Origin of the sequence: Propionivibrio limicola, from assembly GCF_009469695.1 — a bacterium.
GTDB lineage: Bacteria > Pseudomonadota > Gammaproteobacteria > Burkholderiales > Rhodocyclaceae > Propionivibrio > Propionivibrio limicola.
The window spans coordinates 189,011-202,645 of record NZ_SSSR01000001.1; the positions used below are offsets into that span (position 1 = coordinate 189,011).

Sequence of the window (13,635 nt, forward strand, 5' to 3'; positions counted from 1 at the left end):
CTATCCATGGAATATTACAGCTCTGTTACATGACGCCACTATCAGGATGCAGAGCATCGCGCACGGCTGACGCGAGCTTTTCCGCCGCAGCCAGAACCTTGGCCGCATCGCGCCCCTCGACCATCACCCGCAAAAGAGGCTCAGTGCCGGAGGCTCTCAACAGAACCCTGCCCTGCCCGGCCAATTCGGACTCGACCAGCTGCCTCGCCTCATCGATACGCGGATGCGCGTTCCACGGGAACCCCTTGATCAGAGGCACATTGATCAGTTGCTGCGGATACAGCGCCAGTTTGCCGAGCAGCGATTGCAGGCTGCCGCCTTCCTCACACAAAGCAGAAAGCACTTGCAGCGCCGAAACGATGCCGTCGCCGGTCGAATGCTTGTCGAGGCATAAGATATGACCGGAGTTCTCGCCGCCAAACAGCCAGTTTTTTTCGCGCAGCATTTCCACGACATAGCGGTCGCCCACGGCTGCCCGCGCAAAAGGCACCCCGAGTTCATCCAATGCATGCTCCAGAGCAAGATTCGTCATCAGCGTGCCAACCACCCCGGCCACCGGTCCTTGTCGCAAGCGACTGCGGACAACCGCCAGCAACAACTGGTCGCCGTCATACACGTTACCCGCCGCATCGACCATCATCACGCGGTCGGCATCGCCATCCAGCGCAATCCCGAGGTCGGCCCGGTGAGCGAGGACAGCCTTGCTCAGCGTATTTGGCGCCGTGGCTCCCACATCCTTGTTGATATTCAGGCCATTCGGCTCGGCACCGATCGCAATGACCTCCGCACCCAGTTCATGAAAGACGTGAGGGGCGATGTGGTAGGCCGCGCCGTTCGCGCAATCGACAACGATCTTGAGTCCGCGCAGGTCGAAGTCGTTAGGAAAAGTACTTTTACAGAATTCGATGTAGCGTCCCGCCGCGTCGTCGATGCGACGGGCCCGCCCCAGCTCAGCCGAGGAGACACAAACCAGAGGTTCATCGATCCCGGCTTCGATTTCGGCTTCGATCGAATCGTCGAGCTTGGTTCCCTGCGCCGAAAAGAATTTTATCCCGTTATCGTAATAGGGGTTGTGGGAGGCGGAGATCACGATCCCGGCCTGCAAACGCAGCGCGCGCGTCAGATAAGCAACGGCCGCCGTGGGCATCGGCCCGACAAGACAGACATCCACTCCAGCCGCCGCGAAACCTGCCTCCAGCGCCGCCTCCAGCATGTAACCGGAAATACGGGTGTCTTTGCCGATGAGAACGGCCGGTCGTTCCCCGGCCTTCAGATAACCGCGCTCGGCGCCATGGGCAACCAGCACCTTCCCGGCCGAGTAACCAAGGCGCATGACAAAATCGGGAGTGATGGGTGATTGCCCCACGCGGCCACGCACACCATCCGTTCCGAAATATTTTCTCGCCACTCTGTTCTCCTTTCCCGGGCCAATTCCGCCCCACTTCAAGCCGGCCCAATCAAAAAGTGCGGCCAACCTAACTAAAAGCCCGTCATTGTACTGAAACCTTCGCCCGCTAAGCTAAACCTGAACACATCCCCACCAGGAGCCTCCATCATGCATGCGGCGATGGCCAACATCCGACCTTCTTCAGTTCTCCACGTCGACTTCAATCCGCGCAACGGCCATCAAGGGGAAGCAGCCGCGCTGGCTGAAATCATTCAAACCGGCAAATTGACGGCGGTATTCCAGCCGATAATGGATTTTCGCAACAATGCGTATATTGCATTTGAAGGGCTCATTCGCGGCCCCGAGGGAACGGAGCTTCATTCTCCGCATCAGCTTTTCTCGGCCGCCGAACGCCACGGCCTGTACCGCGAACTGGAGCGTGCGAGCAGGGAGGCCGTTTTCCGAAGCTTCGCCCGTCAAAATCTTCCCGGCAAGCTCTTCATCAACGCCACGCCGGACAGCCTTTGCGACGAATTCTTCCTTGGCGATGCGACCCTTGAACTGCTGTATCAGCTCGGGCTGGCCCCCAACCGGATCGTCATTGAAATCACGGAAAACCAGCGCATCCATGACTTTCCAGGGCTTCAAGCCGCCCTCGGACAATTCCGCAACATGGGCTGCCAGATTGCCATCGACGATCTCGGCGAAGGCTTCTCCAATCTGCGCATGTGGTCAGAAATTCGCCCGGACTTTATCAAAATCGACCGGCACTTCATCAACGGCATCGCCGAAGACAATATCAAGCATCAATTCGTCAAAGCGATGCAAAGTCTTGCCGAGATATGTTCCGCCAAAATTGTGGCCGAAGGCATCGAAAGCGAGGCGGACTGCCTCGCCGTACGCGATCTCGGCATCGCACTCGGACAAGGCTACCTGATCGCGATGCCAGTCGCCGAACCGAGACCAACGCCGTGCGAGACGTTGATCCGCATCATCAGGCAGCGAACGATCTCGGTTTTCCCGCCGACGACCCGGATGGCCGGAAAAATCACGGTCCGCAGCCTCACCCGCCCGGTCGGACCAGTCACCCCGCAAACTCCCATCGAAACACTGTATCGGCGCTTCGAAAGCGAACCGGAGCTTACGTCGATGCCCGTCGTCGCCGAAGACACCCCGCTCGGGCTGATCAACCGGCACGAGATGTCCGATCGCCTCGCCAAGCCGTATTTCCGCGAACTCTATGGGCGCAAATCCTGCTCCCAGTTCATGGACGCTTTGCCGCTGTGCATCGACGAGTCCTCGACCGTTCAGGACGCAGCATTGCTGATCAGCCGCTCGGCGCGCCACCATATCTACGACGGCTTCATCGTTACCCGCCATGGAAAATATTGCGGCATCGGCAGCGCGCACGATTTGATGGGCATGATCACGGAAATGCAGATTCAGGCGGCCCGCTATGCAAATCCGCTCACCCAACTGCCCGGCAACGTACCGATCAACGAGCATATCGACCGCTTACTCGAACACCGCGCCAGTTTTCACGCCTGCTATTTCGACATCGACAATTTCAAGCCTTTCAACGACGTCTTCGGCTACCGGCGGGGCGACGACGTCATCGTCATGCTTGCACAGGTACTTGGCCAGATCACCAACCCGTCCATCGACTTTTGCGGCCACATTGGCGGCGACGACTTCATGGTGCTGTTCCAAAGCTCAGACTGGGAAAAGCGTTGCCAAGACGCGCTCGATCTTTTCGATCGCAAGATCAGCACGCTCATCGATGAGACTGAGTTGATGGACAATCATTACCAAGGCGAAAACCGCCGGGGCGAAACGGTTTCCTATTCACTCCCCAGCCTCTCCATCGGCGCCGTACCGGTCGATAACGCCACGGCACTTGATTCGCACCGGGAAATTTCTGCCGCGGCGACGGAAGCAAAACGTAACGCCAAGAAGACGCCGGGCAGTTGCCTGTTCATCGAACGGCGTCAGTTGCATCGAAAGGCAGAATAATCGCCTCCTCCTTGGGACTCTTCACGCCCTACGGAGGCTCTCCGTTCAGTCCCGCAACGACTTGATCATGAACGCCGCGGATGCCTCGTAAGCGGACAGTTTCGCCGACAAATGATGAAGAACAACACGGCGGAACCCCTGCTTTTCCCAGAACGACCGGGAGCCATTGACCGCAACGAGGCTCATCGAGTCGAATCCCCACGCCGCTGCGTCGGCCGCCATCTGCGCCACGACATTTCTGGCTGCACCGATTCCTTGAGCTGCCGTTAGCAAAGCGAGGTCGTGAATGTAGTACGTCGTCCGCTGAATCACCGATCGTGGCAGCTCGACCAACAGACTGTTCAGCGCCGGTATCGCCTCAGGCCACCACGGGTGGCTGATCAGATAACCGCAGGGCTGGCGATCGATCTCAAGCAACCTGGCACCTTTCGGAAACAAACGTTGCCGCTCTGCAAAAACGGCCCTCTCCTCGTAAAGCCCTGGGTGCACCTGGCTGGCGATAAGCTCCACCGAATCCACATCGCTGGGGAGCATCTCGCGCCACGCCACGCTCTTCATGAACACGGACTCACCATGGCTGCTTTAGCGTCATGAAGCGACCCAATTCCTTATCGAGCGCAGAAACGAGTAAATGTTTGCGTCCGGCAATCCACCCCTTGAGCAGCGGAACTGATTTTCCTTCGGGCTGCATTTCCATGATCAAGCGGGACGCCGTTTCCTGATCATTGAGTGTTCCCAACAGATCCTGAAGGGCCGACAACGAAGCTTGGTAGGCCACGAGTCGCCTCCCCCCCAGGATCGGGGCGAAGAAATCAAGCGCATAACGCAGCTTCTTGAAAGCAATACGCAACTGGTGACGCCGCTCGGCACTCATCTTGCCGCGCTCGTTGATGATCCGCTCAATCACTCCCGCACGCCGCGCCAACCGGCGCGACGCAAACTTGTGCAAATTCGCAACGGGGCGAGCGTCCACCTGTTCAATCGTTGGCGGTTCAACCCGGAACAGCGCTGCCAAAAAGGCGAGCAGCAGTTGGCTGTACTCTTTCTCTTTCAAGGCGATACGAGCCGCCGCTTGCGCTTGCCCCTGTGCCGTTTCGGCATGGGTGCGCAGTGCTGCGAGATCGGGATTGGCAGGGAACGCATCCTCCAATGGAGCGAGCGTTTCCGACAAGAAAACATCCCAATCGCGCGCGCCCCCCAACCGGCTCGCCGATGCTCCCCAGCGAGGCGCATAGACATCGATGAACGCCGGCATGAGCACAGGCGCGAATACCTTGAATGCCGATCGCAAGCGCCGGATCGCCACGCGTGCCTGATGAAGATATTCGGGCTGACTCCCCGCAATGGCCCCGCCTTCGTTCCGTTGCAAGTGCAGCACGCATGACAACGCTATCGCCCGGAAGGCGTCGACGGCCGACATGTCACTGTTGATCGGCGAACACACCGCTTTGGCGGGCTGCGACATTTCGGAACCCGCAAGTAAATAGCCGCGCTCGGCCTTGCTCAGAATCTCGGGATGCAATTCGAAATCCTGGGCCAACTCAATCGCAATTTCGAAAAGTGCGTCGGGTGAATCTCCAGAGAGAAGTTCAAGTTCAAGCTCGCAAATCGGCTCGCTGGAGACAGATGATTTGCCTCCGCCATCCGCCGGCTTGATTTCACCCCGATCCAGCGCCACCTCAACGACCGCTCGGGCACGCTCGAGCCGCCACGTAATACGCGTGAAATCGGTCGAAAACACGGGCTGCAGAAGCGCCCGCTTGCACTCCAAAAACTCGCGCAATCCCTCGTCGGTCACGATACTCAAATCGAACACTCCGGGCTGCGTGGGCGCCTCCCACTCCCGACGTTGCGCAAGTGCCCCGCCGTTTGGATCGCTGCCCTTGACGGTAATCAGCCACGAGGACCAGCCTTTGCGCCGAAGGCGTAACGCGATGCACTGCTTGCGCAGATCGGAATCAGGCGTGTCGTAGTAAGTGTTGAACAAGCGGAATTTCTGCCCGGGGGTGGCGACCAGCAACCGGTGCTTTATCAATTGCCTGGCCTCAGCGGGCGACAAACGCAGCTTGAGTTCAATTTCCGTTGGCAATCTTCTTCCTCCCCTCTCGCTTGAAGAGCAGCAATTCCAATCGGTAGTAAATCAGACTAGCAGAGATTCCACGACCAAACCATGCCATAAAGATTTCGTGGCAATAGAACAACCGATCCCTTTTTCGGAGCGTTGATACCGCGACGTCAGCATTCGAACGCGCTTACTGCCTGCCAAACAGCCAGCGCATCGCGCGTCGCCGCAACGTCATGCACGCGCACGATCCGGGCTCCTCGCTGCACGGCGATCAATGCGGCCGTCACGCTTGCTGGCAAGCGCTCATTGACTGGTTGCCCGGTAATTGCGCCAAGCATTGATTTGCGCGACATGCCGGCGAGAATCGGGAAACTTCCGATGGAAGTTCGAAGCTTTGTTTTCTCCAGCCTGGCCAGCAGTATCAGATTGTGCTCGAGGGTCTTGCCAAAACCAAAGCCGGGATCAAGGACGATGCGCTCAGGAGCGATCCCGGCGGCCACGGCCGCCTCAACCCGATTCTTCAGAAAATCACGTACGTCACCAAGCACATCTGAATAGTCGGGATGGGCCTGCATGGTCAGGGGCTCGCCTTGCATGTGCATCAGGCAAACACCGCAGTCGCTGGCCGCAACGGCTTCGAGAGCACCTGGGCGCCGCAAAGCGTAAATGTCGTTGATCAGGGCGGCACCGTTTTCGATTGCCGCACGCATGACCTCCGGTTTGTAGGTGTCGATGGAAATCGGTACACCACACCCAGCCAAGGCCTCGAGTACGGGCACCAAACGCTCCAGTTCCTGTTCCTGCGTTGCTGGAATTGCTCCCGGCCGCGACGATTCTGCGCCCAAATCCAGAATGTCAGCACCCGCCGCAATCTGCTGGTGGGCGTGCTCAACGGCGCGAGCCGTATTTGCCGCCACGCCATCCCCGGAAAAAGAGTCAGGGGTGAGATTGACAATCCCCATAATCAATGGACGATCAAGTGAAAGCTCAAATTTCCCGCAACGGAACATAGGATTAAACCCGACAGAGAAGAATTACTGGGTCCGAATTCCACATAGGACCAAAAACAAAAATGCCGGGGTTGTGTCCCGGCATCAAAGAATACGTTTCAGGTATCAGCCGCCATCACTTACCGCAGCTGGCGCACTGGGCGCAGCGCTCGGTGGAGTATCGGCCGGAGCCGACATTTTCGGACGAATGTCCTTGGGCGGCCGCGGCGGATTCCCCGCCATGATGTCATCGATCTGTTCTGCATCGATCGTTTCCCATTCAAGCAACGCTTTGGTCATTGCCTCCACCTTGTCGCGATTCTCATCCAGGAGGCGGCGGGCCAAAGCATATTGCTCGTCGATGATGCGCCGGATTTCGCCATCAACTTTCTGCATCGTCGCTTCCGAAACATTCTTGTGGGTCGTCACCGAACGACCCAGAAACACCTCGCCCTCATTCTCGCCGTAGACCATCGGCCCGAGCGCATCTGACATTCCGTAGCGGGTCACCATGTCACGCGCCATCTGCGTCGCACGCTCGAAGTCGTTCGAAGCCCCGGTGGTCATCTGGTTCATGAACAGTTCCTCGGCAATTCGGCCGCCGAACAGCACTGCAATACGGCTCAGCAAATAAGTGCGGTCATAGGCATAACGATCCTCTTCGGGCAACTGCATGGTCAGTCCCAATGCACGCCCACGCGGAATGATCGTCACCTTATGCACGGGGTCGGATTTCGGTACCAGCTTGGCGACTACGGCATGCCCGGACTCGTGGTAGGCCGTATTGCGCTTTTCTTCCTCGTTCATGACCATGCTGCGGCGCTCTGCCCCCATCATGATCTTGTCTTTGGCCTTTTCGAAATCCTCCATATCGACCAGACGCTTGTTGCCACGCGCCGCAAACAGCGCCGCCTCATTCACGAGGTTGGCAAGATCGGCTCCCGAAAAGCCCGGCGTACCTCGCGCAATGATGTCGGCCTTGACGTCCGGCGCCAACGGCACCTTGCGCATGTGCACCATGAGAATCTGCTCACGCCCCCGGATATCGGGCAGCGGCACAACGACCTGACGGTCAAAACGCCCCGGTCGCATCAACGCGGGATCAAGTACGTCCGGACGGTTGGTCGCGGCGACAACAATCACCCCGGAACTGGCTTCGAAGCCGTCCATTTCGACCAGCATCTGGTTCAGGGTCTGTTCCCGCTCATCGTTACCGCCCCCCAGTCCGGCGCCGCGCTGCCGCCCCACGGCATCCAGTTCATCGATAAAAATGATGCACGGTGAGTGTTTCTTGGCGTTCTCGAACATGTCGCGCACCCGCGCCGCCCCTACGCCAACAAACATTTCAACGAAATCCGAACCCGAAATCGAGAAGAAAGGCACCTTCGCCTCCCCGGCAATCGCTTTCGCCAATAGCGTCTTGCCAGTCCCCGGATTGCCAACCAGCAGCACCCCCTTCGGAATCCGGCCGCCGAGTTTCTGGAATTTCGACGGGTCACGCAGAAAGTCGACAAGCTCTGATACTTCCTCCTTGGCTTCGTCACAGCCCGCTACATCAGCAAACGTAATCGTATTGGTGGATTCGTCAAGCAGTCGCGCCTTGCTTTTTCCGAACGAGAAAGCGCCGCCTTTGCCCCCGCCTTGCATTTGGCGCATGAAAAACACCCAGACGCCGATCAGGAGAAGCATCGGGAACCAGCTGACGAAAATGCTCATCAAAAACGATTGCTCTTCCTCAGGCTTCGCTTCGACCTTCACACCATGCTTCAAAAGATCAGAGACCATCCACAGATCCGCCGGCGCATAGCTTGTCAGCTTGCGGCCATCACTCGTCGTTGCTTTGAGAACACGCCCTTCAATCACGACCTTGGAAATGGCTCCCCGCCCCACCTCTTCCATGAATTGGGAATACTCCATGGTCGATTGGCTGACCTGACGCGAACTGAATTGGTTAAACACCGTCATCAGAACTACACCAATCACCAGCCAAATGGCCAGATTCTTGAACATGTTATTCACTGCGCAATTTCCTCATAACCCCTCGCAACGTGCCGGAGGGCTTGCTGTTGCAGAAAAGATCTCATTCTAAACCTACTCCGCTGCTTCAGGCACTTATCCAACACCTTCCCTGCAGCCCAACAAGCAAATAGCAGCGCCAAATGACTGCCATCCGTGACCGATGCACCGCTTACTCAAGTCCCGCCTATTTCAGTCCTTTTCCGAGCAAATAAACTTCCGAACTACGATCTCTCGACGCATCAGGCTTGCGCGTCACGACGGTCCGAAACACCCGGCGCATTTCGCCGACAAATTCCTCATAGCCATATCCCTGAAACAATTTGACCAGGAAAGCGCCATCCGGTTTCAGCCAGTTTCTCGAGAAATCAAGCCCCAATTCGGCCAAATGCATCACGCGAGCCTGGTCTGACACGGGTACGCCAGAGATGTTGGGCGCCATATCGGACAGCACCAAGCCGACTTTTTCTCCGCCAAGTGTCGCCTCCAGCTGTTGCAGCACCGCGTCTTCCCGAAAATCGCCCTGAATGAAGACCACGCCGGCCAAGCCATCCATTTCAAGCAGATCGAGTGCAACGACACGCCCCTTCCCCTTCATCCGTTGCGCAGCCACCTGCGACCAGCCTCCCGGCGCAGCCCCCAGATCAACCACGACATCCCCCGCCCGAATCAGATGATCCCGGTCGTCAATTTCCATCAGCTTGAAGGAAGCGCGGGAGCGATAACCCTCCGCCTTGGCACGTTGAACATAGGAATCGGTGACGTGCTCGTGCATCCACGCCTTGCTCGTCCGAGTTCGCTTCATTTTTGATCCTCCTGCAAACAGCGCCCATCGAAACATGGGCTAATCTCTGCCTAAATACGGCCCAACCCGGTAAAATGCACGTTTTTAAAGGTCTCCGAATGCTCGAAATCGATCCCCATCAACGTCGCGCCCTGCGCGCCAGCGCTCACGCCCTCAATCCGGTCGTCATCATCAGCCAGAACGGGTTATCCGACTCCGTTCTAAAAGAAATAGACACCTGCCTGAGCCGGCATGAGCTAATCAAGATTCGCGTTTTCAGCGATGAACGCGAAATTCGCGACCAATATCTTCAAAGCATTTGTGAAAAACTCGAAGCGGCGCCGGTACAGCATATCGGAAAGCTGCTGGTCGTATGGCGGCCATCCCCAGACGACGCGTCAACGCACGCAGGACTCAAGTCCTCAATGGCGTCTCGCCATGGAAAAGCCATCTCGCGTCGCAACGAACCCCGTCGCACAAAACGCAGTTTTCAGAGCGGCGGCTAACGTTAAGTTGATAGCAGCCGTAGCCCCCTGATCTCCGAACTTCACCTGGCGAAGGCAGCCTTAATCCAGCTGCCTTCTCTGAAAAGACTCCGAGAGCCATCCGGAGCCCCGCGCGAGACTCACTCGTAGCGGACGTCCAGCACCTCGTATTCACGCAATCCGCCAGGCGCCTGGACCTGGGCGATATCGCCTGCATATTTCCCGATCAACGCACGCGCAATCGGCGAATTAACCGAGATCTTGCCGGCTTTGATATCAGCCTCGTCCTCACCGACTATCTGATAGGTCACCTGATCGCCGGAATCCTGATCCTCAAGATCAACCGTCGAACCGAACACGCAACGACCATCCGCATCCAATAGCGCTGGATCGATGATCTGCGAATTCGCCAGCTTTCCTTCTACTTCCTGAATTCTGCCTTCGACAAACGCCTGCCGCTCCTTCGCTGCATCGTATTCAGCATTCTCGGAAAGATCGCCATAGGAACGGGCTTCCGCAATCGCGGCAATCACATTAGGGCGCTCAACAGACTTCAGGTGCTGCAATTCGGCACGGAGCTTCTCAGCCCCCTTGATTGTGAGAGGAACCTTACTCATAGTCAGTCGTACCACCAAAACAAAACCGCCGGCTGGCCCAAGGCCCAGTTCCCGGCGGCTCAAGGATTGAAAAAATTAAAGCTGGGTGTGGAGTTCCTGGATCGGATAAACCATCAACTCACCGCGGTTCTTGATGCCGACGGCGGCTGCTTCAGCTCCCCAGACCGTGGTAAACATCGTCACCCGTGCAGCCAACCCAGACGTCCGGATGGAGCGCGAATCGTTGATCGCCTTGCGCTTCTCCTCCACGGTGTTAATGATCAAGGAAATTTCATTGTTCTTGATCATATCCACAATATGCGGACGCCCTTCGGTCATCTTATTGACCGCGACCACGGGGATACCTGCAGCGGCAATCGTCGACGCGGTACCGCGCGTCGCCAAGATGTGGAAACCAGACTCATGCAGATCCTGGGCGATTGCCACGACCTTGTCCTTGTCGGAATCCTTGACACTGATGAAGACCTTACCGGACGTCGGCAATTTGACGTTCGTCGCCATCTGGCTCTTGACAAACGCTTCCTCGAACGTCTTGCCGACCCCCATTACTTCGCCGGTAGATTTCATCTCCGGCCCGAGAATCGTATCCACGCCGGGGAATTTATTGAACGGGAAAACGGCTTCCTTGACCGAGAAATACGGCGGCACGACTTCGCGGGTCACACCCTGGCTGACGAGCGAACGCCCCGCCATGCAACGGGCCGCAATCTTGGCCAACGGCAAGCCGGTCGCCTTGGAAACAAAGGGAACCGTTCGCGAAGCACGCGGATTCACTTCCAGCACGTAAACCACATCGTTCTGGATAGCAAACTGCACATTCATCAGGCCACAGACATTAAGTCCTTTCGCCATCAGCTTGGTCTGGCGGCGCAGTTCATCCTGAACTTCCTGCGACAGCGAGTACGGCGGCAGCGAGCACGCCGAATCCCCGGAATGGACGCCTGCTTGTTCGATGTGCTCCATGACACCGCCAATAATGACCTCGTTGCCGTCGGACAAGGCATCGACGTCCACTTCGCAGGCATCGTTAAGGAAGCGGTCCAGCAGCACCGGAGAGTCGTTCGAAACCTTGACGGCTTCACGCATGTAGCGTTCGAGGTCGCGCGACTCATGCACGATTTCCATGGCCCGGCCGCCCAGCACGTAAGATGGGCGAACAACGAGCGGATAACCGATTTCATCGGCCAGACGAAGCGCTTCCTCTTCGTTGCGGGCCGTCCGGTTGGGCGGCTGCTTGAGCCCGAGGTCCTGGAGCAGTTTCTGAAAGCGCTCGCGGTCTTCAGCCGCATCGATCATGTCAGGAGACGTACCGATGATCGGCACACCGTTGGCTTCAAGATCACGCGCGAGTTTCAGCGGCGTCTGTCCACCAAACTGGACGATCACGCCAACTGGCTTCTCGATGGCCACGATTTCCAGCACATCCTCAAGCGTCAGCGGCTCAAAATAAAGACGATCCGACGTATCGTAGTCGGTCGACACCGTCTCCGGGTTGCAGTTGACCATGATCGTTTCGTAACCGTCTTCGCGCATGGCCAGCGCAGCATGCACACAGCAGTAGTCGAATTCGATCCCCTGGCCAATGCGGTTCGGGCCACCGCCGAGTACCATGATCTTCTTTTTGTCGCTCGGATTGGCCTCGCACTCTTCCTCGTAAGTCGAGTACATGTAGGCGGTCCCCGTCGCAAACTCGGCGGCACAGGTATCGACCCGCTTGTACACCGGCCGGATACCGAGAAGGTGCCGACGGGCACGCACGTCCGCTTCACTCACTTTCAGTAGCTTGGCGAGCCGGCGATCCGAGAAACCTTTGCGCTTCAGCTGGAACAAGGTAGGCGCATCGATGTTGTTCAACGACATGTCGTCCAGCATCATTTCGATGCGCACGATGTCCTCGATCTGCGCCAGGAACCACGGATCAATGTGGGTCAGTTTGTGGACTTCATCAAGCGTGAAACCGTTTTCGAAGGCATCGCCCACGTACCAGATGCGCTCGGGACCGGGCTCGCCGAGTTCCTTTTCCAGTTCTTCGCGGTCGGTCGTGCGCTGATTCATGCCATCAACGCCAACTTCCAGACCACGCAGGGCCTTCTGGAACGATTCCTGGAAAGTGCGGCCAATCGCCATCACCTCACCAACCGACTTCATCTGCGTCGTCAGGCGCGAATCGGCGGTCGGGAATTTCTCGAACGCGAAGCGCGGCACCTTGGTAACGACATAGTCGATCGACGGCTCGAATGACGCCGGCGTCTTGCCACCGGTAATTTCGTTGGCCAGTTCGTCAAGGGTGTAACCGACAGCCAGTTTGGCCGCCACCTTGGCGATCGGGAAACCAGTCGCCTTCGAAGCCAGCGCCGACGAACGCGAAACGCGCGGATTCATCTCGATGACGATCATCCGACCGTCATCCGGATTGATCGAGAACTGGACGTTGGAGCCGCCAGTATCGACGCCGATCTCGCGCAGCACGGCAACCGACGCGTCGCGCATGATCTGGTATTCCTTGTCAGTCAGCGTCTGTGCCGGCGCGACCGTAATCGAGTCGCCGGTGTGCACGCCCATCGGATCAAGGTTCTCGATCGAGCAAACGATGATGCAGTTGTCCTTTTTATCACGAACAACTTCCATCTCGAATTCTTTCCAGCCGATCAGCGATTCCTCGATCAGCAGTTCCTGCGTCGGGCTCGCTTCGAGTCCGCGCTTGCAGATATCGACAAACTCTTCCTGGTTGTAGGCAATGCCACCACCCGAACCACCCATCGTAAACGACGGGCGGATGATCACCGGGAAGCCGATCATCGCCTGCACCTGCTGCGCCTCTTCCATCGAGTGCGCAACGGCGGAGCGCGCCGAACCGAGACCGATCTTGGTCATCGCCTCCTTGAACTTCTGGCGATCCTCAGCCTTGTCGATTGCCTCCTCGGAGGCGCCGATCATTTCGACGTTGTACTTCTCGAGCACACCGTTGTGCGCGAGATCGAGTGCGCAGTTGAGGGCCGTTTGCCCGCCCATCGTCGGCAACAGCGCGTCGGGACGCTCCTTCGCGATGATCTTCTCGACGACTTTCCAGTTGATCGGCTCGATATAGGTCACATCGGCCATTTCCGGATCGGTCATGATCGTCGCCGGATTGGAGTTCACCAGAATGACCCGGTAACCCTCTTCACGCAGGGCCTTGCACGCTTGCGCGCCGGAATAGTCGAATTCGCAGGCCTGACCAATGATGATCGGGCCAGCGCCAATAATCAGAATGCTTTTAATGTCTGTACGCTTCGGCAT

The 13,635-nt window shown here is 57.6% G+C and carries 10 protein-coding genes; 2 read left to right on the forward strand and 8 right to left on the reverse strand.

Annotation, left to right across the window (positions count from 1 at the left end):
* Positions 1-25 precede the first annotated feature (25 nt).
* On the reverse strand, positions 26-1,408 hold the full coding sequence (gene glmM / locus GH659_RS00915; RefSeq protein ID WP_153108833.1) for a phosphoglucosamine mutase: 1,383 nt from the start codon (positions 1,406-1,408) through the stop codon (positions 26-28).
* Between the two features lie 147 nt (positions 1,409-1,555).
* On the opposite strand from glmM, the gene GH659_RS00920 reads away from it, so the two are divergent.
* Complete coding sequence (locus tag GH659_RS00920; RefSeq protein WP_153108834.1) at positions 1,556-3,400, forward strand: GGDEF domain-containing protein; 1,845 nt, start codon at positions 1,556-1,558, stop codon at positions 3,398-3,400.
* A 45-nt stretch (positions 3,401-3,445) separates the two neighbouring features.
* Here the strand turns inward: GH659_RS00920 and GH659_RS00925 are convergent, their stop codons facing one another.
* The 5 genes from GH659_RS00925 to GH659_RS00945 all read right to left on the reverse strand — a co-directional run bounded on the left by GH659_RS00925 (position 3,446) and on the right by GH659_RS00945 (position 9,275).
* Entirely contained in the window at positions 3,446-3,958 is a 513-nt protein-coding gene (locus tag GH659_RS00925) for a GNAT family N-acetyltransferase (RefSeq protein ID WP_153109040.1), read from the reverse strand.
* A gap of 10 nt (positions 3,959-3,968) precedes the next feature.
* Positions 3,969-5,489 (reverse strand): CYTH and CHAD domain-containing protein, encoded by a 1,521-nt coding sequence (locus GH659_RS00930; protein WP_153108835.1) that lies wholly within the window; start codon positions 5,487-5,489, stop codon positions 3,969-3,971.
* A 146-nt stretch (positions 5,490-5,635) separates the two neighbouring features.
* On the reverse strand, positions 5,636-6,427 hold the full coding sequence (gene folP, locus GH659_RS00935) for a dihydropteroate synthase (protein ID WP_246167603.1): 792 nt from the start codon (positions 6,425-6,427) through the stop codon (positions 5,636-5,638).
* A 153-nt stretch (positions 6,428-6,580) separates the two neighbouring features.
* A complete protein-coding gene (gene ftsH, locus GH659_RS00940) occupies positions 6,581-8,473 on the reverse strand; it encodes an ATP-dependent zinc metalloprotease FtsH (protein ID WP_153108837.1) in 1,893 nt (630 codons plus the stop codon).
* 184 nt (positions 8,474-8,657) lie between these two features.
* Entirely contained in the window at positions 8,658-9,275 is a 618-nt protein-coding gene (locus GH659_RS00945) for an RlmE family RNA methyltransferase (protein WP_153108838.1), read from the reverse strand.
* A gap of 98 nt (positions 9,276-9,373) precedes the next feature.
* Between GH659_RS00945 and GH659_RS00950 the strand changes: the two genes are divergently transcribed.
* Entirely contained in the window at positions 9,374-9,760 is a 387-nt protein-coding gene (locus GH659_RS00950; RefSeq protein WP_153108839.1) for a YhbY family RNA-binding protein, read from the forward strand.
* A 119-nt stretch (positions 9,761-9,879) separates the two neighbouring features.
* Here GH659_RS00950 and greA read toward each other — a convergent pair whose 3' ends face one another.
* Together greA and carB are read right to left on the reverse strand one after the other, a co-directional pair.
* The gene (greA, locus tag GH659_RS00955) at positions 9,880-10,356 is read right to left on the reverse strand and encodes a transcription elongation factor GreA (protein ID WP_153108840.1); all 477 of its coding nucleotides are present in this window, start codon (positions 10,354-10,356) and stop codon (positions 9,880-9,882) included.
* Between the two features lie 75 nt (positions 10,357-10,431).
* Positions 10,432-13,635, reverse strand: a complete 3,204-nt coding sequence (gene carB / locus GH659_RS00960; protein WP_153108841.1) for a carbamoyl-phosphate synthase large subunit — start codon at positions 13,633-13,635, stop codon at positions 10,432-10,434.